Here is a 23,674-nt window from a genome sequence, read left to right on the forward strand (position 1 = left end):
TTATTCCTTCAAGCAACGCCCGATTTTAGGGGGACAAAGTGAACCGCCTCAAGAATGAGGCGCTCGAGACCGCGGGCCGTCTTGTCGATCACGACGAGGGCCTGGCCGCCCTTCGCCGAATGCGTCGGCGCGACGATCCGCCCCCCCACCGCGAGCTGTTCGATCCAGGCTTCGGGCACCGCCTCGCCACCGGCGGCGGCGATGATGCCCGCATAGGGTGCGCCCTTGGCATAGCCGACCATGCCGTCGCCGAACATCAGGTGAACCGTGGCCAGCCGGAAATGCCGCAGATTGGTCCGTGCCCGCTCGTGCAGGCCGCGCAACCTTTCGATGCTGTAGACCTCCGTGGCCACGTGGTTCAACACCGCGGCCTGGTAGCCGCAACCGGTGCCGATCTCGAGCACGCGCCCCAGACGGTCCTGCGGCTTGCCACTCAGAGCCGGGGCCGCGAGCAAAAGTTCGATCATGCGCGCAACGACGCTGGGCTTGGAGATGGTCTGGCCCAGTCCGATCGGCAGGCTGGTGTCTTCATAGGCCTGGTTGACCAGCGCGCTGTCGACGAAGCGATGCCGCTCGACCGCTCCCATGGCGCGCAGCACGCGCGCATCCGAGATCCCCTGCGCGGCCAGCTTCTGCACCATGCGCGCACGCACCGCGTCGGATGCCATCGATGGCGTCGACGGGACCGGCGGCTTGGGCGGCACGGCGGGCTGCCGTCCGCGCAGCGCGGACGAAGCCGGCGTCGAAGCCGAGACGGTGGGCGCGAGGCGAGCCGGAAATCCAGGCCGTTGGGTCGCCATGTCAGTCGGCGAGCCGGACCACCGCGTCGCGCCACTGGCCCAGGTTGGCGTGGTCGGTCAGGTCGATCTGCAACGGCGTCAGCGCCACGTGGCCCTCGGCCGTGGCATGGAAGTCGGTGCCCTCGCCGCTGTCCTTGGCGCTGCCCGCGCCGGCGATCCAGTACATCGTGTCGCCACGCGGGCTTTCCTGCGTGATGACCTTCTCGGCCGCGTGGCGGCGGCCCAGGCGGCACACCTTCACCGGCTTGAGCTCGTCGAACGGCCGGTTCGGCACGTTGACGTTCAAAAGAAAGGCGCCACCCTCGAGCATGCGCTCGCGCTCGATGCGCTGCACCAGGCGGCGCGCCACCTGGGCGGCCGCGTCGACATGGGCCCAGCCCTTCTCGATCTGCGAGAACGCGATCGCGGGAATGCCGAACAGGTAGGCCTCCATGGCCGCGCCGACGGTGCCCGAATAGATGGTGTCGTCGCCCATGTTGGCGCCGTTGTTGATGCCCGAGACCACGAGGTCGGGCCGGTAGCCGAGCAGGCCCTTGAGCGCGATGTGCACGCAGTCGGCCGGGGTGCCGGTCACGTAGCGGAAGCCGTTGTGCGCGGTGTGGACGTAGAGCGGTGCGGCCAGCGTCAACGCGTTCGACTTGGCGCTGTTGTTGTGCTCGGGCGCCACCACCTCGACGTCGGCCAGATCCTTGAGCGCGTCGTGCAGTGCGACGATGCCTGGCGCCTGGAAGCCATCGTCGTTGGAAATGAGTATCTTCATGATGCGGTGCGGTGCAACGGATTGTAGGCGTCGGGTGCGTCGCAGCAGGGACAAGGACACGCGAGGGCGACGCCTATCATCGCGCGCTTCATTGCCTCAACATTACTACCCGTTTCGAAGGAGACCGAGCATGCACGCATGGCTTTGCGAGAACCCCGTCGGCGTCGACGCGCTCACCTGGAAAGAGCTACCCACGCCGACACCCGGCCCGGGCCAGGTGCTGATCGAGATCCGGGCCGCGAGCCTGAATTTCCCCGACCTGCTGATCGTGCAGAACAAGTACCAGATGAAGCCGCCGCTGCCCTTCGTGCCGGGCTCGGAGTACGCTGGGATCGTCCAGGCCGTGGGCGAAGGCGTCACGCACCTCAAGGTCGGCCAGAACGTCGCCTGCCTCTCGGGCACCGGCGGCTTCGCCACCCACACGCTGGCACCCGCGGCACTGTGCATGCCGCTGCCCGAAGGCTTCGGCCATGTCGACGCGGCCGCCTTCATCATGATCTACGCGACCTCGTGGCATGCCCTGATGGACCGCGCGCAGCTCAAGGCCGGCGAAACCGTGCTGGTGCTCGGCGCGGCGGGCGGCGTGGGCACGGCCGCCATCCAGATCGCCAAGGCGGCCGGCGCCAAGGTGATCGCGGCAGCGTCCACCGACGAGAAATGCGAGCTGTGCCGTTCGATCGGTGCCGACGCGACGATCAACTACACCACGCATGCGCTGCCGAACGGTTTCAGGGATGCCATCAAGGCCGCGACCGACGGCAAAGGCCCGGACGTCATATACGACCCGGTCGGCGGCGATTTCGCGGAACCCGCATTTCGCTCGATCGGATGGCGCGGCCGCTATTTGGTCGTGGGTTTTGCGTCGGGCCCGATTCCCTCGCTGCCATTGAACCTCACGCTGTTGAAAGGCGCGTCGCTGGTCGGCGTGTTCTGGGGCGATTTCGCCAAGCGCGAGCCGAAGGCCAACGCGCAGATGATGGCCGAATTGGCGCAATGGTATGGCCAGGGAAAGATCAAGCCGGTGATCGACAGCACGATGCCGATGGCCGAATTGAAAGCCGCCTACGCGCACATGGGCTCGCGCGGCGTCAAGGGAAAGCTGGTGATGGTGAACTGATCGCCACGGACCTGGGCATCGCTAGATGGGTGTCCATGCCCGCAATAAAAAAGCCCGCGCATGCGGGCTTTTTTATTGCGGAATCGGCCAGCGCGTGTTCGCGCACCACGCTCACTTGATCTCGAAATCCGTCAGCGACTTGCCGGCGGCCAGCGCCTCGGTCACCCAGCGCGGCTTGCGGCCACGGCCACCGGACCAGGTTTCGCCGGTCGGGCTGCGGTACTTGGCGGCGGCCTTGGGCGCCGGCGTGCTCGCGGCGCGCTTGACGGAAACGGCACGGCCGGCCGAAAGCTTCAAATCCGACGCGGTCAGACCATAGTCGGCGATCTTCTTGCGAATCTCCTCGATCACCCCGGCACGTTCATGGTTGCGCAGTTCTTCGGCCTGCTTGCGCAATTGCGCGATCTGTTCGTCGTGCTTCTGGATCTGGGAATTGATATCTGCGAGCGTCGAGGCCATTGGCGAACTCCTGTAAATGAAAACGCCCGCAGTTTAATTCAGTTTGCAATTGATTTTGAGCAAACCCGAGCAGAAAAATCCGGACCGCTTGGCGTTTTACAACAGCCGAGGGGGTAAAACGCCCCGTTCCTGGGCAAGATCGGAGGCCGGGCCAGGGTTTTGAACGCTCGGCTGCAATGGCACAGCGAAGAAATTGAATGCCGCGGTACCACTGCGGCCCGTTTCGGCTCGCTCGCGCCTATTCGGAAGAAATGCCCAGCCCGGCATTGCATGCAAAAGGCGCTATAGCCGCGCCCAAAAGAAAAACGGCCCTGGATCGCTCCAGGGCCGTTTCTTCGGAATTCATATGGGGTGGCTGATGGGACTCGAACCCACGACGACCAGAATCACAATCTGGGACTCTACCAGCTGAGCTACAGCCACCGTAATAGAGTCCACGATTATAGCCATAAAAGCCGCGCGCCCGACCCCGGTTTGAAAGAATGATGCGCGCGGCCCACTCAACCCGCCGCCAGCGGGCCGGAAGGCGCCACCTGCGGCGCCTCCTCGTGCGCGGCGTCCTTCTGCCGGATCGAACCGTCCGATCGCTCGAAGGTGCCGATCAGCAGGCCGCTGGCGATCGCATGCGCCTTCAGTTCGTCGACCACCTCGTCCCGCCCGGGCGCCACCGAGAACTCGTGTGCCCGGTCGAGCGCGAACAGCTGGAAGGCATAGCGATGCACACCGTGCCCGGGCGGAGGATCGGGCGGCAGCCAGGCGGCCTGCAGCCCGGAATTGCGCCCGGCATGCACCGTGTCCTGCCCTTCGTTGCCCTGGCTCGGCAGCGCCGCCTCGACCAGCCGGGTGTCGCCGGGCGGCAGGCTGACGACGATGGCATGCACCAGCGGGTTCGGCGTGGGCGAATCCGCGTCCTCCACCACCAGCAGCAGCGAGGCGGTGCCTTGCGGCACGCCCTCCCACTGCAGGGGCGGCGACAGCCCTTCGCCATCCGCCGTGTAGCGCGGCGGAATCGGCGCGTGATCGGCAAAGGCCACGCTGGTCAGCGAAATAGTGGCCATGCCTTCGCGCAGGCCGAGCGTGTTGAAAACGATCTTGTCCAGGCCGGCACGCACGCCGTGCAGGGCCTGGCCGATGACTTCGGGCAAATTTTCGAGCATGCCAAGGGTATAGCGCCCCGTTCGCCGCAGCCCTGTAGGACGCCACAGCGGGCCGGCCGCAGCCAGCGGCGCCAAATTGCGCAGCCTTGCATCCCGATTCGCCGGTACGCGCTTTCGCAGCGCCCGCGCGGCGCATCCGGCCGCTATCATGGCCGCGCCCTGCCATGCGGGCGCCGCTTCATTCACGAACCAAAGGGATCACTCATGAGCATCGTCTGGACCATCCTGATCGGCTTCGTCGTAGGTCTGGTGGCACGCGCCGTCAAGCCGGGCGACGACTCCGCGGGCTTCATCGTCACCACGCTGATCGGCATCGCGGGCTCGCTGATCGTCACCTACGTCGGCCAATCGCTCGGCTGGTACACCGCCGGCCAGGGCGCCGGCTTCATCGCGTCGGTGCTCGGCGCGATCGTGCTGCTGATCCTCTACGGCCTCATCAAGCGCAAGAGTTGAGCCGCCGGGCCATCGGGCGGGGCCGATGCCACGCAAACCCCGCGCGCACCACCATGTCTACGTGGTCGAACTCGACGACCGCGTCTGGAACATCGGCCGCTTCCGGCGCGCCAATCCCGATTACCAGCTCGGCAAGCCCTTCGTCTACGTGGGCATGACCGGGCTCGATCCCGACATCCGCTTCGACAAGCACAAGGCCGGCATCCAGGCCAACAGCTTCGTGCAGGACTACGGCCTGCACCTGCTGCCCGCGCTCTACGAGCGCTACAACCCGATGAACTATGAAGACGCGCGCTCGATGGAAGTCGAGCTCGGCATCGCCCTGCGCAAGGCGGGCTACGGCGTCTGGCAGGCCTGAGCTTCAGGAGTAGGTGACCCAGTCCTCGTACGCCGGCCCGTCGAGATGCGGCAGCGTGTTGTAGGTCACCAGCATGTGGCGCTTGGGCGTGAAGGCGAACTCGGTCACCGACGAGTTGCGGATGCGCAGGTTGAGCTCGATCGTGGTCTCGGGGCTGGTGCCCAGCACATGGCCCACCGCCGTGCTGATCGGGCCGCCGCTCGACACCACGAGCACCTTGGCCCCATGGTGCTTGTCGCGCACGTGATCGAGCGCGGTGGTCACACCCGCGAGAAAGTCCACGTAGCTGGGCATACCGACCGGCTTCGTGCGTCCCTGCATCCAGGCGCCCAGTCCTTCGCGCAGCAGGCGGAAGTGATGCCGGTACATCTCGGGCGAATCGGGCTTCTCGAGCTTGCCTTCGTGGATGGTGGCGATCACCGCCTCGCTGTCGTACTCGTTGAGGCCGGGCCACGGCAGCACGTCGTCGCGCGTCAGACCGAGGCCCTGCGCGATGCCTTCCCAGGTCTGCCGATGCCGGCGCAAGGTGCCGGTGATCACGGCGTCGAAACGCATGCCGCGCTCGCGCCAGTACTCGCCGAGCCGCACCGACTGCCTGTGGCCCAGTTCGCTCAGGTTGTCGTAGTCGGCCGCGCCGAAGCTGGCCTGGCCATGGCGCACGAGGTAGAGAGTTCCCATGCGCGGATTCTGGCAAGAAGCGACCGCAGCGCTTGTCCCACGCGAGACGGAAAAAGCAACGGGCCGCACAAGGCGGCCCGCGAAGGGAAGAGGAAGCGCCTCGCGGCGCGACCGGTCAGCGTGCGCCGGCGAACGGCAGTCCGTCGGTCGCGGGACGCGGCACCAGGATCTCGGCCTTGTAGCGGTCCTTCAGAAGGTTGTAGTAGGCGGCGTCTTCGGCGGCGGCGATCGACTGGCCGACCTGCGCGTTCTCCTGCTTGGCGACTTCCGCCGTCGGCGCGGTGCGCGGCACGGCCTTGGTCACGCGCACCACCGCATAGCCCTGCGTGCCGAGGTCGACGCCGACCAGGGTCGGCAGCTTGCTGGCGTCGGCACGCAGCGCGGCCTCGACCACCACGCCCGGCTGCGCCTTCGCATCGATGCGCGACACGGTGACGGGCGCCGCGAAGTTGGCGCCGTCGGCCTTCGTGGTCCAGGCCGCGAGCTTGGCCTCGCCCTCGGTCTTCGCAAGCGCTGCCGCGCGCTCGGTGACGAGCTGCGCGCGGATCTTGTCCTTCACGTCGGCCAGCGGGATCGGATGCGCGGCCGAGTACTGGGTCACGCGGCCCGAGGCGAGCTGGTTGGTGCCGACCTCGATCGCTTCGGTGTTCTGCTTGCGGCTCAGCGAATCGGGCGAGAACAGCGCGCTCAGGAAGTTGCGGCTCGCGAGCGGCCCGGTCGCACCCGGCGCGGCCGTGCGGCCGATGTTGGTCGCGGTCTGGATCGTGAGCTTGAGCTTCTCGGCCGCCGGCTTGAGGCTGTCGGGCTGCTGGTACACGGCATCGGTGAAGGTCTCGGCAGCCTTGGCGAATTCCTGCGTGGCCTGCTGGGCGCGGTAGTCGTTCTCGAGGGTGGCGCGCACCTGCTCGAACGGCGGCACCACGGCCGGCTTGATGTCGTCCAGGCGGATGATGTGATAGCCGAACTCGGTCTCGACAACGTTGCTGATCTCGCCCTTCTTCAACGCGAACATCGCGTCTTCGAAAGGCTTGACCATCGCGCCGCGCGTGACGAAGTCGAGGTCGCCGCCCTTCTCTGCCGAGCCCGGGTCCTGCGAGTTCTTGCGCGCGACATCGGCGAAGGTGTTGGGCGCCTTGCGCACGTCGGCCAGCAGTTGCTCGGCCTTGGCCTTCGCCTTGGCGCGATCGGCCGCCGGCGCGCTGGCGGCCGCGGTGATCAGGATGTGGCTCGCACGACGCTCTTCCTTGGTGCCAAAGCGCGAGGTGTTCTGGTCGTAGTAGCTCTTGAGCTCGGCCTCGTTGACCGTCACGTTCTTCTTGGCCGCTTCGAGGTCGAGCAGCAGGTACTCGATGCTCGCCTGCTCGGGCGCCTGGAACTGCGACGTGTGGTCCTTGTAGTAGGTCTCGATGTCGGCATCGCTGACCGTGACCTTCGACGCGAAGCCCTCGGGCGCGAAGCGCGACACCTGGATCTCGCGCTGCTCGTAGAACGCGTTGATGGTGGCGGCGGCCAGCGCGGGCGGCGTGAAGGTGGTGCCCGACACGCCCAGCAGCAGTTGCTGCGTCGCGAGTTCGGCGCGCATCGACGCTTCGTACTGCTCGGGGGTGCGGCCGGTCACGCGCTGGAAGGCGTCGCGGTCGAACTTGCCCTCGGGCGTGCGGAAGGTCGCGAGGCCCGGATCCTGCGCGAAGATGCGCGAGAGGCGTTCCTCGGAGACCGTCATGTTGGCCTTGTTGGCTGCCACCGTCAGCACGCGGTCGCGAACCATCTTCTCGAGCGTGGCGTAGCGCAGCGCATCGGAGTCGAGCACCAGCGGGTCGACGTTGGGCGACTGCTGGCGGATGCGGTCGGTTTCCACGCGATGCTGCGCATCCCATTCGGGCCGCGTGATGCTGGCGCCATCGACATGCGCGACGGCCTCGTCCTTGGAAAAGCCCTGGTAGCGCTCGACGCCGAACAGCACGAACGACGGGATGATCAGCAAGAACAAGACAATCATCATGATCTTGTTGTACTTGCGGAAGAAATCAAACATGCTTGAACACTCTCATGCGGTGGCTGTCGGACGGCAATAAAAAAGGCGAACCGTTGTTCGCCTTTGCATCGGGTGGTGGTGGGTGCTGAGGGGCTCGAACCCCCGACCTACGCCTTGTAAGGGCGCCGCTCTACCAGCTGAGCTAAGCACCCCACCGGGAATACTTTTCTTCCGAGTTCTCGTCGTCGACTTAGTTCAACGCGTCCTTGAGGGCCTTGCCGGGACGGAACTTCGGAATCTTGGCGGCCTTGATTTTAATCGCGTCGCCGGTGCGAGGATTGCGACCCGTACGGGCCGCACGTTTACCGACTGCAAAAGTACCGAAACCGACGAGCGACACGGAGCCGCCCTTCTTGAGCGTTGTACGAATGGCGCCGATGGTGGATTCGAGCGCGCGCGTGGCGGCTGCTTTGGAAATATCGGCGTTCTTTGCGATGTGCTCAATCAGTTCGGTCTTGTTCACAAGGGCCCCTTGTAGAAAAAAGTTGGTCGGCTTTCGTCGGCTGGCGAGTCGGTCGCGACGTGGTGCGACGCAGAAGCTTGGCAGGCCTGACGCCCCGGCAGCGCGCTGCCATCGGGGATTACAACCACTGGCCTGCGGGGTGTCAATACGACATCAGCCCGTGCGGCGCAGCGGAGCGCGCGATTCTAGGGGCGTTTCGCGAAGACCTTTTTCCGCCGGGGCCGCAGCCGTCTCACAAGGCCTCGGCGATCGCTTTTCCGAGGTCGCTGGTGCTCGCCTTGCCACCGATATCGGGTGTGCGCGGCGCACCGCTTCCGGGCGCGAGCACCTTCTCGATGGTCGACAGGATCGCGTCGTGCGCGTCCTTGTGGCCGAGGAACTCGAGCATCATCGCGCCGCACCAGATCTGGCCGATCGGGTTGGCGATGCCCTTGCCCGCGATGTCGGGCGCCGAGCCATGCACCGGTTCGAACAGCGAGGGCGTGGTGCGCTCGGGGTTGAGGTTGGCGCTCGGCGCGATACCGATGGTGCCGGTGCAGGCCGGTCCCAGGTCGGACAGGATGTCGCCGAACAGGTTGCTCGCCACCACCACGTCGAAGAAGTCGGGCCGCTGCACGAAGTGCGCGGTGAGGATGTCGATGTGGAACTTGTCGAGCGTCACGCCCGGGTAGGCCTTCGCCATCTCGGCCACGCGCTCGTCCCAGTAGGGCATGGTGATCGAGATGCCGTTCGACTTGGTGGCGCTGGTCAGGTGCTTCTTCGGCCGCGACTGCGCGAGCTCGAACGCGAACTTGAGCACGCGGTCCACGCCCACGCGCGACATCACGGTCTCCTGCACCACGATCTCGCGCGGCGTGCCTTCGTACATGCGCCCGCCGATGCTCGAGTACTCGCCCTCGGTGTTCTCGCGCACGATGTACATGTCGATCTCGCCGGGCTGGCGCGGCGAGCCGTCGCGGCGCACCACCGGCGCGACGATGCCGGGCATCAGGCGCGCGGGACGCAGGTTGATGTACTGGTCGAACTCGCGGCGGAACAGCAGCAGCGAGCCCCACAGCGAGATGTGGTCGGCGATCTTCTCGGGCCAGCCGACCGCGCCGAAGAAGATGGCGTCATGGCCGCCGATCTGGTCCTTCCAGTCGTCGGGCAGCATCTTGCCGTGCTTCTCGCAGTAGTCCCAGCTCGAGAAGTCGAAGTGGTCGAACTTCAGGTCGATGCCGAACTTGCGCGCCGCCGCATCGAGCACGCGCACGCCCTCGGGCGTGGTTTCCTTGCCGATGCCGTCGCCGGCGATGACTGCGATTCTGTGGGTGGTCATGGTCTGGGTCCTTCCGATGGGATGAGCGGTGCAAAGAAGTCGAGTGCCTCGGCGAGCAGTTCGCCCGGCGCCTCCTCGGGAACGTAGTGGCCGCAGGGCAGCGCATGCCCCTCGACCCGGTCGGCGCGCTCGCGCCACAGCGCCAGCACGTCGAAGGCGCGTCCGACCACGCCGTGCGCGCCCCACAGCACGCGCAGCGGCATCGCGAGCCGCGCGCCCGCGGCGATGTCGGCACGGTCGTGATCGAGGTCGATGCCGGCCGAGGCGCGGTAGTCCTCGCAGATCGATTCGGCGCTGCCCGGGATGGCCGCGCAGCGCTCGTACTCCGCGAGCACCTCGGGCGCGAAGGGCGCGAGCCCCGCATGGCGCCCGCCCATCACGCTGCGCACGTAGCGCACCGGGTCGGAGGCGATCAACGCCTCGGGCAGCGGCGGCGGCTGGATCAGGAAGAACCAGTGCCAGTAGGCGCGCGCGAAGGCTTCCGAGGTGTGCTCGTACATGGCGAGCGTGGGCGCGATGTCGAGCAGCAGCATGCGCTCGACCGCCGCCGGATGGTCGGCCGCGAGCCGGTGCGCCACGCGCGCGCCGCGGTCGTGCGCGAGCACGCCGAAGCGCTCGAAGCCGTGGTGGCGCATCGCCGCGAGCGCATCGAGCGCCATCGCGCGCTTGCTATGGTTCTCGTGTGCGGCATCGGCGGCGGGCCGGCCCGAATCGCCGTAACCGCGCAAATCGATCGCCACCACGGTGAAACGCTCGGCCAGCGCGGGCGCGACACGGTGCCAGATCGCGTGCGTCTGCGGGTGTCCGTGCAGCAACAGCAGGGGTGCCCCACTGCCGCCGATGCGGCCATGCACGCGCACGCCATCGCGTTCGATGTCGAAGACGGGAAAGTCGAGGAAGGAGGCGGTCACGCGGCGATTGTGCGTTGCGCACCCGGGTCCATCAAGCAACAATCGGCCAATTCATACTTTCCGTTCTGGCATGAATTCATTGGCACTGGAGCGCGGCGACCTGGCACTGGCGCTCGCCATCCGCGAACACGGCAGCCTCGCGGGCGCGGCCGGCGCGCTCGACGTCGTGCCTTCGGTGGTCACCAAGCGGCTCGGCGCGCTCGAGGCGCGGCTGGGCCAGCGGCTGTTCGACCGCACCACGCGGCGGCTCAGCGTCACGGCCGAGGGCGAAGCGGTGTGCCGGCATGCGAAGCAGCTGCTCGAAGGCTTCGCGGCGCTCGAAGGCGAGCTCGGCGAGCGCCAGAACGAGCTCACGGGCGCGGTGCGGCTGGCCGCCACCTTCGGCTTCGGCCGGCGCTGGCTCGGTCCGGCCCTGGCGGAATTCCAGGCCGGCCATCCGGCCCTGCGCATCGAGCTGCAACTGACCGAGCGCCTGCCCGACCTCGGCGCCGAAGGCTACGACGGCGCGCTGTGGTTGTGGGCGGTGCAGCAGCGCCACGCCTCGGACTGGGTCTCGCGCCGCATCGCGCGCAACCAGCGCGTGCTGGCGGCCGCGCCCTCCTACCTCGCGCGCCGCGGCACGCCGGCCAGCGTCGAGGCCCTGGCCACGCACGACTGCCTGGTCGCGCGCGAGAACGGCGAGATCCACCGGCAGGAGTACGCGCTGTGGTCGCTGCGGCACGGCCGCGACGGCAGCACGGCGCGCGTGCGGGTGCAAGGGCCGCTGTCGAGCAATTCGGGCGAGATGGTGCGCGACTGGTGCCTGGCGGGCCACGGGATCATGCTGCGCAGCCTCTGGGACATCGCGCCGCAGCTGGCCTCGGGCGCGCTGGTCCGGGTGCTGCCGCAGTACGCGATGCCCGATGCCGACATCCACTGGATCGCGCCCTGGCGGCCGAAGACGCCGCGGCGGGTGCGGCTGCTGGTCGACCACCTGGCCGAACGCTTTCGCGGCGAGCCCTGGAAGCCAGCGCGCTAGGCGAACGCCCTCGTGCCTCAGCGGGCCGCGCGCACCACCAGGCTCACGCCCACCGCCGTGAGCGCCGTGCCCAGCAGCGTGGCCAGCGTGATCTGCTCACGGAACAGCAGCCAGGCCATGAGGGCCGTGCAAGGCGGCACCAGGTAGAGCAGGCTCGTGACCGCGGTCGCGGTGCCGCGCTGGATCAGTATGTAGAGCAGCGAGCTCCCACCCAGCGAGAGCGCGAGCACCGACCAGGCCATCGCGCCGATCGAATGCGCGTTCCACGCGATGGCCTCGGGCTCGAGCAGCGCGAACGGCAAGGTCACGACCACGGCCGCCGCCATCTGCACCGCGCTGGCGCTGCGCACGTCGCAGGGCGCGACGAAGCGCTTCTGATAGAGAGTGCCCGCGGTGATCGCCCCCAGCGCCATGAGCGCCAGGCTCATGGTCTCGGCATTGACCTCCGAGCCGTCCCCCAGCTTGCGCCACACCACCAGCACCAGCCCGGCGAAACCCAGGGCCAGGCCCAGCCACTGCCGCGGCGACACGCGCCCGCCGTTGAAGGACATCCAGATCGCGGTCAGCACCGGCTGGATGCCGACCAGCAGCGCGACCAGCCCCGAGCCCATGCCCGCACGCACCGCGGCCCAAACCCCGCCGAGGTAGCCGGCCTGCATCAGGATGCCGGTGACCGCGAGGTGCCCCCACTGCGCCCGCGTCGACGGCCAGGCCACGCGCGCCAGCGCGACCCACAGGCCGAAGCAGAGGAACGAGAGCACGAAGCGCACGGCCAGGAACTTGAAGGGCGGCGCATGCGGCATGCCGTAGCGCGCGACGATGAAGCCCGTGCTCCAGATCAGCACGAAGACCGCGGGCATGGCCCGCAACCAGCCCGCCTCGCGGGCTGAGGCGGCGCTCATTTGGCCCGGGCCCGGATCTCGGGAATGGCCTTTTGCAGGTAATAGACCATCGACCACACGGTGAGCACGGCCGAGACCCAGATCAGCCACTGGCCCCACAGGCCGGTGTCGATGAAGCCGAACAGCTGCCCGTCGTAGAGCAGGAACGGGATCGCGACCATCTGCACGGTCGTCTTGACCTTGCCGATCATGTGCACCGCCACGCTCTTGCTGGCGCCGATCTGGGCCATCCATTCGCGCAGCGCCGAGATCGCGATCTCGCGGCCGATGATGATCAGCGCCACGAACACGTCGGCCCGGTTCAGGTGCACCAGCACCAGCAGCGAGGCGCAGACCAGGAACTTGTCGGCCACCGGATCGAGGAAGGCGCCGAAGGCCGAGGTCTGGTTGAGCTTGCGCGCCAGGAAGCCGTCGAGCCAGTCGGTGGCCGCGAACACGATGAACATGACCGTGGCGATCACATTGCGCATCGGGTCGGCGATGGGCAGGTAGAACACGCCGACGATCAGGGGGATCGCGACGATGCGCGTCCAGGTCATGATGGTCGGCAGGGTCCAGAACATGCGCTCGATTGTGTCACGCGAAAACGATGGATTCGAGAACGGGGACAAAGCAGTGCCGGCGCCCCGCTCCCGCGCCGGCAAGTTCAGTGCAGCGCACGGTAGATTTCCTCGGCCAGGTCGAAGGCGATACCCTCGACCGAGGCGATGTCCTCCACGCTGGCCGCCGCCACGCCGCGGATGCCGCCGAAGCGCTGCAGCAACCGGGCCCGGCGCTTCGGGCCGATGCCCGGGATGTCCTCGAGCTGGCTGCCGCCCACGCGCACCTTGGCGCGCTTGGCGCGCATGCCGGTGATGGCGAAGCGGTGCGCCTCGTCGCGGATCTGGGCCACCAGCATCAGCGCCGCCGAATCCTTGCCGAGGTAGACCTTCTCGCGGCCGTCGGCGAACACCAGTTCCTCGAGGCCGACCTTGCGGCCTTCGCCCTTCTCGACCCCGACGATCAGCGACAGCGGCAGGCCGAGCTCGCTGAAGACCTCGCGTGCCATCGACACCTGGCCCTTGCCGCCGTCGACCAGCACCAACTCCGGCATGCGCGCGCCCCGGGCCCTGGCCGGCGCCGCGGCGCCCTCGACACCCTCGGCACCCTCGGCGCCTTCGCTCTCGGCATCGCCAGGCGGCAACGCCTCGGTCTCGGCGGCCATCGCCTCGGCCAGCTTGCCGTAGCGGCGATGGAGCACTTGGCGCATCGCCGCATAGTCGTCGCCGGGCGTGATGCCCTCGATGTTGTAGCGGCGGTATTCCTTGTTCTGCATCGCGTGGTGCTCGAACACCACGCACGAGGCCTGCGTGGCCTCGCCCGCGGTGTGCGAGATGTCAAAGCACTCGACGCGGAAGTTGTCGAGGTCCTCGCTCGCGAGCTCCAGCGCATCGGCCAGCGCGCGGGTGCGGGCCTGCTGCGAACCCTCTTCGGCCAGCAGCCGCGCCAGTTGCAGGCTGGCGTTTTTCTCGGCCATCTCGAGCCAGTGGCGGCGCTGCTCGCGCGGCTGGAACACGGCCGTCACGCGCGTGCCCGACTGCAGCGACACCGCCTCGATCAGCTCACGGCCCACGGTTTCGCTGAGCACCAAAGTGGCCGGCACCGGCACGTCGATGTAGTGCTGCGCGATGAAGGCCTCGAGCACCTGCACCTCGACCGAATCGGTGACGGCGGGCGCGGCGCCCTCGCCCTCGTCGTTGTCGAGTTCACCGTGCTGCATCAACGAGGCATCCTCGACGTGCACCGGGAAATAGGGCCGGTCGCCCAGGTGACGGCCGCCGCGCACCATGGCCAGGTTCACGCAGGCCTTGCCGCCCTGCACCTTGACCGCGAGGATGTCCACGTCCTTGTCGGAGGCGATCTCGATCGACTGCTGGTGCAGCACGCGCGAGATCGCCGACATCTGGTTGCGCAGCTCGGCCGCCTGTTCGAACTCCAGCTTCTCGGCATGCGAGGTCATGCGCTGCTCGAGCGTGGTGAGCACCAGTTGCGTGTCGCCACGCAGGAAGGCCTCGGCGCTTGCCACGTCCTGCGCGTAGGCCTCGGTCGAGATGTGGTCCACGCAGGGACCGGTGCAACGCTTGATCTGGTAGAGCAGGCAGGGCCGGGTGCGGTTGGCGTAGACCGTGTCCTCGCAGGTGCGCAGCTTGAACACCTTCTGCAGCAGCTGGATCGACTCCTTGACGGCCCAGGCGCTCGGGTACGGCCCGAAGTAGCGGTGCTTCTTGTCGACCGCGCCGCGATAGTAGGCCAGCCGCGGAAACTGGTGCGAGGCGATCTTGAGATAGGGGTAGCTCTTGTCGTCGCGAAACAGGATGTTGTAGCGCGGCTTGAGCGTCTTGATGAGGTTGTTCTCGAGCAGCAGCGCCTCGGCCTCGGAACGCACCACGGTGGTTTCCATGCGCGCGATCTTCGAGATCATGTGGCCGATGCGCGTGCCGCCGTGGCTCTTCTGGAAGTAGTTGGCGACCCGTTTCTTGAGGTTGCGCGCCTTGCCCACGTAGAGCACGGCGCCACCGGCGTCGAAGTAGCGGTAGACGCCCGGCAGTTGCGGCAGGGCCGCCACTTCGCTGAGCAGTTGATCGGAATGCACGTCTGACATGGCGGCTATTGTGGCGCGCGGCGCGCGGCCCCATGGCGCGCCTGCGCGCAAACCCCGTGGTGGGTGGAATGAAATGTGCTGATGATGGATGCGGGCGCGAGGAGCGCCCGTCTCGTTTCAACACAACTACTCGGGAAACTCTCTCCATGACGAAGAAGATCCAGTCGCGCGCCTGGTGGGCGCTCTCGCCCCTGGCGGTGGCATTGACGGTGGCCGGTTGCGGCGGCGGCGGTGGCGGCCAGGACAACGCCGCGCTGATCGCGACGATCGCCGCCATCAACGCAGCCAACACTCCGCCGCCACCGCCCGCAGCCGACAAGGGCTGCCTGATCGGCGACAGCGGCACGCAGGTGGTGGTGGGCTCGGGCGATCCCGGCGATCCGGCCGCGCCCGAACCGGCCTCGGGCTACGTGGTCGGCCACAAGCTGGTCTACGCGAAGAACTACATGGTGGTGGCCAACCACCCGCTGGCCACGCGCGCGGGCTGCGACGTCCTCAAGGCCGGCGGCAGCGCGGTCGACGCAGCCGTCGCTGTGCAGGCGGTGCTGGGGCTGGTCGAACCGCAGTCCAGCGGCCTGGGTGGCGGCGCCTTCATGCTGCACTACGACGCGAAGACCAAGAAGGTGCAGGCCTACGATGGGCGCGAGATGGCGCCCGCCGCGGCCACCGAGAACTACCTGCGCTACGCGGTGCAGACCGATCCCGCCAGCGGACTGCCCAAGCCCAACGCGCGCGCCAGTGGCCGCGCGGTCGGCACGCCGGGCGCCGTGCGCATGCTCGACGTCGCCTACAAGGACCACGGCAAGCTGCCATGGAAGGACCTGTTCAGCTACGGCATCACGCTGGCCTCCGATGGTTTCCCGGTCGGTGGCCGCATGGCCGCGGCGATCTCCTCGTCGGCCTCCAACCTCAAGCGCGACGCCGACGCAACCGCCTATTTCTTCAACGACGACGGCACGCCGAAGGCCCTGGGCACCAAGCTCAAGAACCCGGCCTACGCCAAGACGCTGACCACGCTCGCCAACGAGGGCGCCAACGCGTTCTATACCGGCCCCATCGCGCAGGCGATCGTCGACAAGATCGGCATCACCACCGCGGCCAACGACGGCTCGGCCATCACGCCCGGCGTGACGACCATGGCCGACATGGCCAACTACGTGGCCAAGCGTCGCGACCCGGTCTGCGGCACCTACCGTGACTACTACGTCTGCAGCATGTCGCCGCCCTCGTCCGGCGGCATCGCGGTGGTGCAGGCGCTCGGCATCCTCGAGACCTTCAACCTGGGCCTGTACAAGCCCAGCGCGATCGACATCGAAGGCGGCAAGCCCAGCGTGATGGGCGTGCACCTGGTGAGCGAGGCCGAACGCCTGGCCTACGCCGACCGCGACAAGTACGTGGCCGACACCGACTTCATCCCGCTGCCCGGCGGCTCGGCCGACACGATGCTCAACAAGCCGTACCTGCAGAAGCGGGCCAGCCTGATCAGCCTGTCCAAGAGCATGGGCGTGGCCGCGGCCGGCGACCTCGGCAGCGTGCCGCTGGGCATCGACAAGACCGAGGAGCATGGCACCACCCACTTCACCGTGGTCGACAAGCAGGGCAACGTGGTGACGATGACGACCACGGTCGAGAGCACGCTGGGCTCGTTCCACATGACGCAGGGCTTCATGCTGAACAACCAGCTGACCGACTTCTCGGCCAACCCGAACGACACCACCGACCCGAGCATCAAGGTCGCCAACCGCGTCGCCCCGGGCAAGCGTCCGCGCAGCACGATGGCGCCGACCCTGGTGTTCAAGAAGAACACCGACGGCAGCATGGGCGAGTTCGTGATGGGCACCGGCTCGCCGGGCGGCGGCACGATCATCCAGTACGTGGTGAAGACCGTGGTCGGCGCGCTCGACTGGGGCCTCGATGCGCAACAGGCGACCTCGCTGGTCGACTTCGGCGCCACCAACAGCGTGACCACCAACGTGGGCGGCGAACACCCCGCCATCGACACCTCGAACTCGGGCAACAACGATCCGCTGATCGCCGGCCTGCGCGCACTCGGCCACACGGTGAACTTCGGCGCCCAGTCCAGCGGCATCAGCACCATCATCCGCACCAACGTGGGTGGCCAGCCGGTGCTCACGGGCGGCGCCGATCCGCGGCGCGAAGGCATCGTGCTCGGCGATACCTTCACGCCCTGATCCGGGTCCGAAGCCCGGCGGCGCCTACTTCGCGAGTTCGCTCACCAGCCGGTAGAGGAACTCGCGCCCGTCGTAGAGCCGCTGGATCTCGATGCGCTCGTCCAGCCCGTGGGCGCGCGCATCCGAGGGCTCGAGGAACATGCCGGTCACGCCGTACATCGGAATGCCGGCATTGCGCAGGAAGCGGCTGTCGGTGGCGCCCGTGCTCATCGCGGGAATCACCGGCACGCCCGGCCACATCTGCTCGGTCAGCCGCTCCACCGTCTTCACCAGGTCACCCTGCAGCGGCGACGCCGGGCTGCGCAGCGGCTTGCCGAGGTTGCGCACCACGATCTTGTCGTTGCCCACGGCCTGGGTCAGCAAACGCTCGACCTCGTCCGGATCGTCGTGCGGCAGGATGCGGCAGTTGACCGTGGCCTTGGCCGACTGCGGCAGCGCGTTCTCGGCATGGCCGGCCTGCACCATGGTCGCCACGCAAGTGGTGCGCAGCTGGGCGTTGTAGGCCGGGTTGGCCGTCATGCGCTCGAGCACGCCGGCATCGGGGTTGCCGGTGCCGATGGCGCGCATGTCCTCGGCCAGCTGGCCGGTGGCGAAGGGCGCGCTGCGCGCGAAATAGGTCTTCGTGACGTCGACGAGCTTGATCGGGAAGGCATAGCGACGGCCCCGCGCGAGGGCCATTCAGAAGAAAGGCGCAAGGTGCACACTCGCGGCCATGCAACGCGACTGGGACATCTTCTGCAAGGTCATCGACAACCATGGCGACCTCGGCGTCTGCTGGCGGCTCGCACGCCAGCTCGCCGGCCTCGGCGAACTGGTGCGGCTCTGGGTCGACGACGCCAGCGCGCTGGCCTGGATGGCACCCGACGGCTGCGCGGGCGTGCGCGTGATCGACTGGAGCGATCCGGCCGCAGTGAGCGCGGCCGCGGCCGAGCCGGCGCCGCGGGTGCTGATCGAGGCCTTCGGCTGCGACCCGGCGCCCGCGCTGATCGCGCGCTTCGCCGCAGCCTCGGCCGCCGACGATGCCCCACGCGCCTGGATCAACCTCGAATACCTCTCGGCCGAACCCTATGTGGAGCGGCTGCATGGCCTGCCCTCGCCGGTCTTCAGGGAACCGGGTGCCGGGCTCACCAAGCGCTTCTTCTATCCAGGCTTCACCGAGGCCACCGGCGGCCTGCTGCGCGAACCGGACCTGGCCCGGCGGCGCGCGGCCTTCGATCGCGTTGCCTGGCTGGCGCAACGGCAATTGCCCTGGCGCGAAGGCGAACGGCTGGTGTCGCTGTTCTGCTACGAGCCGCCGGCCCTGGCCGCGCTGCTGGCGCAACTGGCCGATGACGGCACGCCGACCCGGCTGCTGGTGACGCCGGGCCGGGCGACCGAAGCCGTCAGGGCCTGCCTTTCGAGCACGGAATGGCTCGAACGCTCGCCCAGCGAGGCGAGTGCGCTATCGATTTCATACCTGCCGCACCTCGACCAGCCCGATTTCGACCACCTGCTCTGGGCCTGCGACCTGAATTTCGTGCGCGGCGAGGATTCGCTGGTGCGCGCCCTCTGGGCCGGCGCGCCGCTGGTCTGGCAGATCTATGCGCAGGACGACGACGCGCACCACGTGAAGCTGAACGCCTGGCTCGACTGGCTGGAAGCGCCGGCCTCGATGCGGCGCTTCCACCACGCCTGGAACGGCTTCGGCAACGCAGCCCTGTCGCTCGCCGACATCGGCGAAGAATGGCGTCTTGCCGTGACCCGAGGGCGCGAGCGCCTGCTCGCGCAGGACGATCTCGTGACCCAACTGCAGCATTTCGTCGCCGGAAAAAGCTAAAATAGCGGGCTTTGCGGATTTCGGCCCGGATCCTGGGAAATTCCTGGGGGTTCGAGATGCACTCCGCTGAACCTGCCGCGGGACATGTACCGCGGGGCTTTTTCCAACCGGCACTCCTGCCCGGATTCTGGAAGTCCCGCGCACCGAGCGGCTTACATCCAGAGACCCTGATATGAAAATCGCTCAAGAAATCCGCGCCGGCAACGTCATCATGCACGGCAAGGATCCGATGGTCGTGCTCAAGACCGAATACAGCCGCGGCGGCCGCAACAGCGCCACCGTGCGCATGAAGATGAAGAGCCTGATCGCCAACTTCAACACCGAAGTGGTCTTCAAGGCCGACGACAAGATCGACCAGATCGTGCTCGAGAAGAAGGACTGCACCTACTCCTACTTCGCCGACCCGATGTATGTCTGCATGGACGCCGACTACAACCAGTACGAAGTCGAAGCCGAGAACATGGGCGACGCCCTGAACTACCTCGAAGACGGCATGGCCGTCGAAGTGGTGTTCTACGACGGCAAGGCCATCTCGGTCGAACTGCCGACCAGCGTCGAGCGCGAAATCACCTGGACCGAGCCGGCCGTCAAGGGCGACACCTCGGGCAAGGTCCTGAAGCCCGCCAAGATCGCCACCGGCTTCGAAGTGCCCGTGCCGCTGTTCGTCTCGCAAGGCGACAAGATCGAAATCGACACGCGCACCGGCGAATACCGCAAGCGCGTCTGAGCGCCGCCTTCCCCGGCTGACCACCACCCGCAAGAGGCTCCGCAAGGAGCCTTTTGTCTTTGCGGCCCGTCCGCACGCAACGAATCCCGCGCTGCACAATCCCATCCTTATGACCAACAGCACGCACGACCTTCACGACAAGCGCCTCGCCGATGCCTGGGCCACGCTCCAGTCCCATGCCGACAAGGGGCTGCCGCTCGATCCCGATCCCTCGCGCATCGCCTTCGCCGATCCCGAGTTCCTGCTGCGCCGCGAAACCCGCGGCGTGCGCATGCAGCTCGAACTGATGAAGCCCGACATCGAGCAGCGCGCCCACGGCATCGAGAACACCATCGTGGTCTTCGGCAGCGCGCGCTTTCGCAGCGAGGAAGAAGCCGCCGCGCTGATCGTCGAGGCCGACAAGGCCGGCGACACCGCCGCGGCCGAGCGCTGGCGCCGGCTGGCGCGCAGCTCGCACTACTACGAGAAGGCGCGCACCTTCGGCAAGCTGGTCGCGCGCCACAGCGAGAACAAGGAGCCGCAGGACAAGCTCTTCATTTGCACCGGCGGCGGCCCCGGCATCATGCAGGCGGCCAACCGCGGCGCGCACGAGGCCGGCGGCCTGTCGGTCGGCCTGGCCATCGCGCTGCCGATGGAGGAAGCGGCCAATCCCTACGTCACGCCCGCGCTGAGCTTCAAGTTCCACTACTTCGCGATCCGCAAGATGCATTTCATGATGCGTGCGAAGGCGCTGGTGGCGTTCCCGGGCGGCTTCGGCACGCTCGACGAGCTGTTCGAGGTGATCACGCTGGTGCAGACGCGCAAGTCGAAGCCGGTGCCGATCGTGCTGTTCGGCTCGGACTACTGGAAGCGCCTGATCGACTTCGACTTCCTGGTCGACGAAGGCGTGATCTCGCCCGGCGACGTCAATCTCTTCGAGTACGTGGACGCGCCCGAAGACGCGTGGGAAGCGATCAAGCGCTTCTACAAGCTCTGAGCCGGCGCGGGCCGCAGCGCCTCAGGAGCTAAGCGGCCTCGTCCTCATCGTCGTCGTCATCGGGCCGCAGCGCGTGCTCGAAGAAGCGCGTGAGCGCCTTGGCACGCCGGCGCCGCTCGGGCCCCGGCCCGGTCGCGAGGCCCATGGCCACGGCGTCGTCGGCCACGCCGTGCAGCGCATTGAACAGGATCACGGCCGTGAGCGTCGGGTCCTCGACCTCCCACACGCCGGCCGCGTCGCCATGCTTGAGCAGGCCGACCAGTTGCGTGATGACCGCGTTGTCGTTGCGCATGCGCCGGTCCTCGGGCCGGTACTCGTGGAACACCACGTCGTGCAGCGCGACGTTGTCGAGGTAGGTCTCGAGCCCCGTCTCGACCCAGGCCTTGATGCGGCCATGATGGTCCTCGGGACGGTGGCGGTCCATCGCCTCCTGCAGCCGCGCGCAGAAGCTGTCGACGAAGCGCTGCTGCAGCGCGCCGAGCAGCGCCTCCTTCGACGGGAAGTACAGATAGAAGGTGCCCTTGGCCACCTGCGCGCCGGCCGCGATGTCGTCGATGCTGGTGGTGGCGATGCCCTTCTCGATGAACAGCCGCTCGGCCGCGTCCATCAGCGCCGCGGCGCGGGTTTCGGGCGCCTTGACGCGGCGGCGCGGTTCGGACGCCTCCGAAGGCGGTGACGGGTCCGCCGCATCGGGCGTGGAAGAAGTGATGGTGCGGCGCCCCGTCGTCATTCGGTTCCCTCAGGTTGTGGCTGCGGCGGCACGTGCCGCCGCGATGGCCGCGTTCACCGCGGCCGCGTCGAGCGCCAGGCCGCGCGGCGCCAGCACGCGCTCGCCGAGCCAGGCGATGGCCTCGTCGGTGCGCGCGAAGGTGTCGGCCGGCACGCCGAAGAGCTTCTCGACATTCATCTTGCGGATTTTCTCGTATTGATCGGGCGGCACCACGCTGGCCATGCCCATCATATGGCGCCGGATGTCGGCGCCGCGCGCCTGCAGCCACTGCTTCGCGCTCTGCGCGCTGCCTTCGGGATGCACCAGCGCGTCGGCGTCGGCGAACACGCGCAGCGAGGCAAAAGGCTCGCCACGGTCGAGCCAGCGGTTCCAGTCCTCGGTGAAGACCTGCATGTCCTCGAGGGTCTGCAACCCCGAAGACACGCTGATGACCAGCGGCCACTGGCCGAGTTCGTGATGGATCATGGACAACTCCTTGATGACAGTCCGGGAACGAAGAACGGGAAGGCGACGCGCGGACAGGCGCAGCGGCACGCGCGCGGCGGGCATGGAGAGAAGCTCCTCAGGCGCGGGCCGGCAGCGCGGCGGTGCGCGGCCTGACGCCGAGCAGCAGCCCGGCCGCCAGCAGGCCGGCCAGCCCGGCACAGGCCACGGCCGCATGGAAGCCGCCGGCCAGCGCGCCCGACACCAGGCCGTGGGCCAGCGAAGGATCGAGCGCGCCCAGCGCGGCGGTGTCGTGCCGCGCCACGGCGGCCACCGCCATCTCCTGCGCGCGCGCCGCCGGCAGGCCGCTGCGCTCGAGTGCCGCCGCCAGCAGCGCGGTGGCGCGGCCGCTCATCAGCGTGCCGAGCAGCGCGATGCCGATCAGCATGCCGGCCTGGCGCAGCGCGTTCATCGTGGCCGAGGCCATGCCCGAGCGCTGCGCCGGCACCGAGGCGATCACCGCGGTGCTGGTGGCCGGCACCGCCAGCCCGGTGCCGGCGCCGAGAACCACGAACAGCAGCGCGAGCACCACGTAGGGCGTGTCGGCCGCCAGCAGCGTCATCGCGAGCATCGCGGCGCCGATCAGGCCGTAGCCCGCCACCATCAGCGCATGGACGCCATGGCGCCGCGACAGCCGGCCGAACTGCGAGGACACGATGCCGGTCGCGACGAACTGCGGCACCATGCGCCAGCCGGTGTCGGTGGCCGACCAGCCCTGCACCTGCTGCAGGAACAGCGAGAAGAAGAACAGGCTCGCGTAGGCCGAGAAGCCCAGCACGAAGGACGCGAAGTTGGTGACCGAGAAGCGCGCGTCGCGAAACAGGCCCAGCGGCAGCAGCGGCCGCTGCACGCGCGCCTCCACCGCCAGGAACAGCACGAGACCGAGCGCGGCCAGCGCCAGCGATACCGTGGTGCGCCCCGACAGCCAGCCGTGCTCGCCGGCCGCGATCAGCCCGAAGGTCAGCGCGCCGAGCCACAGCACGCTGAGCACCTGCCCCGCCGGATCGAGCGCCGCATGCTCGGGGTGCGAGGTCTCGCGGATGCCCCAGAGCCCCAGGCCCACGGTCAGCAGGCCGATCGGCAGATTGATCAGGAAGATGCTCTGCCAGCCCGTGTGGTCCACCAGCAGACCACCGAGCATCGGCCCGAGGATCAGCGAGATCGCGGTGAACGAGGACCAGCCGCCGATCACGCGCGCGCGGCTCGCCGGCTCGGGAAAGGCATGGGCCAGGATCGACAGCGCGCCCGGGATCAGCAGCGCGCCCGCGATGCCCTGCACCGCGCGGCCGGCCAGCAGCGTGCTCAAGGTGCCGGCCATGGCGCACATCGCCGAACCGATGGTGAATACCACCACGCCGGCCAGCCAGGCGCGCTTGCGACCGTAGCGGTCGCCAAGCGGACCGGCCGAGAGCATGAAGGCCGACAGGCACAGCGCGTAGATGTCGATCACCCACTGCAGGCCCGCGAGGTCGGTGGCGAGCGCGCGCTGCAGGGTGGGCAGCGCGACGTTGACGATGCTCACGTCGAGCGTGGCGATGAAGCTGCCGAGATAGACCGCGGCGACGAGCGCGAGCCGGCGGCGCGGATCGTCGATCGCCGCCCGGGATGGGGAGTCCATGGGACCGCCTTCGGGATTCGTTGAAGAGGCGGCGATACTGACTTCAAGTCACTATCTTGTCA

The 23,674-nt window shown here is 68.0% G+C and carries 23 protein-coding genes, 2 tRNA genes and 1 pseudogene; 8 read left to right on the plus strand and 18 right to left on the minus strand.

Features of this window, described 5'->3' with window-relative positions:
* Nucleotides 1-8: 8 nt before the first annotated feature.
* A complete protein-coding gene (locus AC07PU_RS08110; RefSeq protein ID WP_208512137.1) occupies nucleotides 9-800 on the minus strand; it encodes a protein-L-isoaspartate(D-aspartate) O-methyltransferase in 792 nt (263 codons plus the stop codon).
* Nucleotide 801: 1 nt separating this feature from the next.
* Nucleotides 802-1,560, minus strand: coding sequence for a 5'/3'-nucleotidase SurE (gene surE, locus AC07PU_RS08115; RefSeq protein ID WP_093343018.1), 759 nt, complete (start codon nucleotides 1,558-1,560; stop codon nucleotides 802-804).
* Between the two features lie 130 nt (nucleotides 1,561-1,690).
* Between surE and AC07PU_RS08120 the strand changes: the two genes are divergently transcribed.
* Nucleotides 1,691-2,677: an NADPH:quinone oxidoreductase family protein gene (locus tag AC07PU_RS08120; RefSeq protein ID WP_057590318.1), complete on the plus strand. Its 987-nt coding sequence runs from the start codon at nucleotides 1,691-1,693 to the stop codon at nucleotides 2,675-2,677.
* A gap of 111 nt (nucleotides 2,678-2,788) precedes the next feature.
* On the opposite strand, the gene AC07PU_RS08125 is transcribed toward AC07PU_RS08120, so the two are convergent.
* The 3 genes from AC07PU_RS08125 to AC07PU_RS08135 form a co-directional block, all read right to left on the minus strand.
* Complete coding sequence (locus tag AC07PU_RS08125; RefSeq protein WP_093343020.1) at nucleotides 2,789-3,136, minus strand: H-NS histone family protein; 348 nt, start codon at nucleotides 3,134-3,136, stop codon at nucleotides 2,789-2,791.
* Nucleotides 3,137-3,483: 347 nt separating this feature from the next.
* Nucleotides 3,484-3,559: transfer RNA gene (locus AC07PU_RS08130), tRNA-His, on the minus strand.
* A gap of 77 nt (nucleotides 3,560-3,636) precedes the next feature.
* Nucleotides 3,637-4,293, minus strand: coding sequence for a YbhB/YbcL family Raf kinase inhibitor-like protein (locus AC07PU_RS08135; protein ID WP_495316647.1), 657 nt, complete (start codon nucleotides 4,291-4,293; stop codon nucleotides 3,637-3,639).
* 204 nt (nucleotides 4,294-4,497) lie between these two features.
* Between AC07PU_RS08135 and AC07PU_RS08140 the strand changes: the two genes are divergently transcribed.
* Together AC07PU_RS08140 and AC07PU_RS08145 are read left to right on the plus strand one after the other, a co-directional pair.
* Entirely contained in the window at nucleotides 4,498-4,746 is a 249-nt protein-coding gene (locus tag AC07PU_RS08140) for a GlsB/YeaQ/YmgE family stress response membrane protein (protein WP_093343024.1), read from the plus strand.
* A 25-nt stretch (nucleotides 4,747-4,771) separates the two neighbouring features.
* A complete protein-coding gene (locus AC07PU_RS08145) occupies nucleotides 4,772-5,104 on the plus strand; it encodes a hypothetical protein (RefSeq protein ID WP_093343026.1) in 333 nt (110 codons plus the stop codon).
* 3 nt (nucleotides 5,105-5,107) lie between these two features.
* Here AC07PU_RS08145 and AC07PU_RS08150 read toward each other — a convergent pair whose 3' ends face one another.
* The 6 genes from AC07PU_RS08150 to AC07PU_RS08175 all read right to left on the minus strand — a co-directional run bounded on the left by AC07PU_RS08150 (nucleotide 5,108) and on the right by AC07PU_RS08175 (nucleotide 10,509).
* Nucleotides 5,108-5,782, minus strand: a complete 675-nt coding sequence (locus AC07PU_RS08150; protein ID WP_208512135.1) for a histidine phosphatase family protein — start codon at nucleotides 5,780-5,782, stop codon at nucleotides 5,108-5,110.
* A gap of 115 nt (nucleotides 5,783-5,897) precedes the next feature.
* Complete coding sequence (locus tag AC07PU_RS08155) at nucleotides 5,898-7,817, minus strand: SurA N-terminal domain-containing protein (protein WP_296801306.1); 1,920 nt, start codon at nucleotides 7,815-7,817, stop codon at nucleotides 5,898-5,900.
* Between the two features lie 76 nt (nucleotides 7,818-7,893).
* Nucleotides 7,894-7,969 (minus strand) — tRNA-Val (locus AC07PU_RS08160).
* A 38-nt stretch (nucleotides 7,970-8,007) separates the two neighbouring features.
* The gene (locus tag AC07PU_RS08165; RefSeq protein WP_007830705.1) at nucleotides 8,008-8,280 is read right to left on the minus strand and encodes an HU family DNA-binding protein; all 273 of its coding nucleotides are present in this window, start codon (nucleotides 8,278-8,280) and stop codon (nucleotides 8,008-8,010) included.
* 232 nt (nucleotides 8,281-8,512) lie between these two features.
* On the minus strand, nucleotides 8,513-9,598 hold the full coding sequence (locus tag AC07PU_RS08170; RefSeq protein WP_093343032.1) for a tartrate dehydrogenase: 1,086 nt from the start codon (nucleotides 9,596-9,598) through the stop codon (nucleotides 8,513-8,515).
* Nucleotides 9,595-10,509, minus strand: coding sequence for an alpha/beta fold hydrolase (locus tag AC07PU_RS08175; protein WP_093343034.1), 915 nt, complete (start codon nucleotides 10,507-10,509; stop codon nucleotides 9,595-9,597). The genes AC07PU_RS08170 and AC07PU_RS08175 overlap by 4 nt, the downstream gene beginning before the upstream one ends.
* Before the next feature lie 70 nt (nucleotides 10,510-10,579).
* Between AC07PU_RS08175 and AC07PU_RS08180 the strand changes: the two genes are divergently transcribed.
* Entirely contained in the window at nucleotides 10,580-11,527 is a 948-nt protein-coding gene (locus tag AC07PU_RS08180) for a LysR family transcriptional regulator (RefSeq protein ID WP_208512132.1), read from the plus strand.
* Between the two features lie 17 nt (nucleotides 11,528-11,544).
* Here AC07PU_RS08180 and AC07PU_RS08185 read toward each other — a convergent pair whose 3' ends face one another.
* The 3 genes from AC07PU_RS08185 to uvrC form a co-directional block, all read right to left on the minus strand.
* Nucleotides 11,545-12,429, minus strand: coding sequence for a DMT family transporter (locus AC07PU_RS08185; protein WP_093343038.1), 885 nt, complete (start codon nucleotides 12,427-12,429; stop codon nucleotides 11,545-11,547).
* A complete protein-coding gene (gene pgsA / locus AC07PU_RS08190) occupies nucleotides 12,426-12,992 on the minus strand; it encodes a CDP-diacylglycerol--glycerol-3-phosphate 3-phosphatidyltransferase (RefSeq protein ID WP_057590401.1) in 567 nt (188 codons plus the stop codon). The genes AC07PU_RS08185 and pgsA overlap by 4 nt, the downstream gene beginning before the upstream one ends.
* An 83-nt stretch (nucleotides 12,993-13,075) precedes the next feature.
* Nucleotides 13,076-15,070, minus strand: a complete 1,995-nt coding sequence (uvrC, locus tag AC07PU_RS08195; protein WP_495316649.1) for an excinuclease ABC subunit UvrC — start codon at nucleotides 15,068-15,070, stop codon at nucleotides 13,076-13,078.
* A 146-nt stretch (nucleotides 15,071-15,216) separates the two neighbouring features.
* On the opposite strand from uvrC, the gene ggt reads away from it, so the two are divergent.
* Entirely contained in the window at nucleotides 15,217-17,262 is a 2,046-nt protein-coding gene (gene ggt / locus AC07PU_RS08200) for a gamma-glutamyltransferase (protein WP_495316651.1), read from the plus strand.
* A gap of 24 nt (nucleotides 17,263-17,286) precedes the next feature.
* Here the strand turns inward: ggt and AC07PU_RS08205 are convergent.
* Nucleotides 17,287-17,934 (minus strand): annotated as a pseudogene (locus AC07PU_RS08205) (M20/M25/M40 family metallo-hydrolase); the annotation flags it as partial.
* Nucleotides 17,935-17,974: 40 nt separating this feature from the next.
* Between AC07PU_RS08205 and earP the strand changes: the two are divergent.
* The 3 genes from earP to AC07PU_RS08220 all read left to right on the plus strand — a co-directional run bounded on the left by earP (nucleotide 17,975) and on the right by AC07PU_RS08220 (nucleotide 20,781).
* Nucleotides 17,975-19,078: an elongation factor P maturation arginine rhamnosyltransferase EarP gene (earP, locus tag AC07PU_RS08210; protein WP_495316653.1), complete on the plus strand. Its 1,104-nt coding sequence runs from the start codon at nucleotides 17,975-17,977 to the stop codon at nucleotides 19,076-19,078.
* Between the two features lie 172 nt (nucleotides 19,079-19,250).
* Nucleotides 19,251-19,805, plus strand: coding sequence for an elongation factor P (gene efp / locus AC07PU_RS08215; RefSeq protein WP_007830687.1), 555 nt, complete (start codon nucleotides 19,251-19,253; stop codon nucleotides 19,803-19,805).
* Nucleotides 19,806-19,914: 109 nt separating this feature from the next.
* Nucleotides 19,915-20,781: an LOG family protein gene (locus AC07PU_RS08220; protein ID WP_490876159.1), complete on the plus strand. Its 867-nt coding sequence runs from the start codon at nucleotides 19,915-19,917 to the stop codon at nucleotides 20,779-20,781.
* A gap of 28 nt (nucleotides 20,782-20,809) precedes the next feature.
* Here AC07PU_RS08220 and AC07PU_RS08225 read toward each other — a convergent pair whose 3' ends face one another.
* The 3 genes from AC07PU_RS08225 to AC07PU_RS08235 form a co-directional block, all read right to left on the minus strand.
* A complete protein-coding gene (locus AC07PU_RS08225; protein WP_490876160.1) occupies nucleotides 20,810-21,511 on the minus strand; it encodes a TetR/AcrR family transcriptional regulator in 702 nt (233 codons plus the stop codon).
* A gap of 9 nt (nucleotides 21,512-21,520) precedes the next feature.
* Nucleotides 21,521-21,976, minus strand: a complete 456-nt coding sequence (locus tag AC07PU_RS08230; RefSeq protein WP_093343048.1) for a hypothetical protein — start codon at nucleotides 21,974-21,976, stop codon at nucleotides 21,521-21,523.
* Between the two features lie 97 nt (nucleotides 21,977-22,073).
* Nucleotides 22,074-23,612, minus strand: coding sequence for an MFS transporter (locus AC07PU_RS08235; RefSeq protein ID WP_495316656.1), 1,539 nt, complete (start codon nucleotides 23,610-23,612; stop codon nucleotides 22,074-22,076).
* Nucleotides 23,613-23,674 lie beyond the last annotated feature (62 nt).

Source organism: Variovorax sp. GW821-FHT10D07 (assembly GCF_059415325.1).

Coding starts and splice junctions, on each gene's coding strand:
- AC07PU_RS08110 (WP_208512137.1), bottom strand. CDS start 800: ATGGCGACCCAACGGCCTGGATTTCCGGCTCGCCTCGCGCCCACCGTC.
- surE (WP_093343018.1), bottom strand. CDS start 1,560: ATGAAGATACTCATTTCCAACGACGATGGCTTCCAGGCGCCAGGCATC.
- AC07PU_RS08120 (WP_057590318.1), top strand. CDS start 1,691: ATGCACGCATGGCTTTGCGAGAACCCCGTCGGCGTCGACGCGCTCACC.
- AC07PU_RS08125 (WP_093343020.1), bottom strand. CDS start 3,136: ATGGCCTCGACGCTCGCAGATATCAATTCCCAGATCCAGAAGCACGAC.
- AC07PU_RS08135 (WP_495316647.1), bottom strand. CDS start 4,293: ATGCTCGAAAATTTGCCCGAAGTCATCGGCCAGGCCCTGCACGGCGTG.
- AC07PU_RS08140 (WP_093343024.1), top strand. CDS start 4,498: ATGAGCATCGTCTGGACCATCCTGATCGGCTTCGTCGTAGGTCTGGTG.
- AC07PU_RS08145 (WP_093343026.1), top strand. CDS start 4,772: ATGCCACGCAAACCCCGCGCGCACCACCATGTCTACGTGGTCGAACTC.
- AC07PU_RS08150 (WP_208512135.1), bottom strand. CDS start 5,782: ATGGGAACTCTCTACCTCGTGCGCCATGGCCAGGCCAGCTTCGGCGCG.
- AC07PU_RS08155 (WP_296801306.1), bottom strand. CDS start 7,817: ATGTTTGATTTCTTCCGCAAGTACAACAAGATCATGATGATTGTCTTG.
- AC07PU_RS08170 (WP_093343032.1), bottom strand. CDS start 9,598: ATGACCACCCACAGAATCGCAGTCATCGCCGGCGACGGCATCGGCAAG.
- AC07PU_RS08180 (WP_208512132.1), top strand. CDS start 10,580: ATGAATTCATTGGCACTGGAGCGCGGCGACCTGGCACTGGCGCTCGCC.
- AC07PU_RS08185 (WP_093343038.1), bottom strand. CDS start 12,429: ATGAGCGCCGCCTCAGCCCGCGAGGCGGGCTGGTTGCGGGCCATGCCC.
- pgsA (WP_057590401.1), bottom strand. CDS start 12,992: ATGTTCTGGACCCTGCCGACCATCATGACCTGGACGCGCATCGTCGCG.
- uvrC (WP_495316649.1), bottom strand. CDS start 15,070: ATGTCAGACGTGCATTCCGATCAACTGCTCAGCGAAGTGGCGGCCCTG.
- ggt (WP_495316651.1), top strand. CDS start 15,217: ATGACGAAGAAGATCCAGTCGCGCGCCTGGTGGGCGCTCTCGCCCCTG.
- earP (WP_495316653.1), top strand. CDS start 17,975: ATGCAACGCGACTGGGACATCTTCTGCAAGGTCATCGACAACCATGGC.
- efp (WP_007830687.1), top strand. CDS start 19,251: ATGAAAATCGCTCAAGAAATCCGCGCCGGCAACGTCATCATGCACGGC.
- AC07PU_RS08220 (WP_490876159.1), top strand. CDS start 19,915: ATGACCAACAGCACGCACGACCTTCACGACAAGCGCCTCGCCGATGCC.
- AC07PU_RS08225 (WP_490876160.1), bottom strand. CDS start 21,511: ATGACGACGGGGCGCCGCACCATCACTTCTTCCACGCCCGATGCGGCG.
- AC07PU_RS08230 (WP_093343048.1), bottom strand. CDS start 21,976: ATGATCCATCACGAACTCGGCCAGTGGCCGCTGGTCATCAGCGTGTCT.
- AC07PU_RS08235 (WP_495316656.1), bottom strand. CDS start 23,612: ATGGACTCCCCATCCCGGGCGGCGATCGACGATCCGCGCCGCCGGCTC.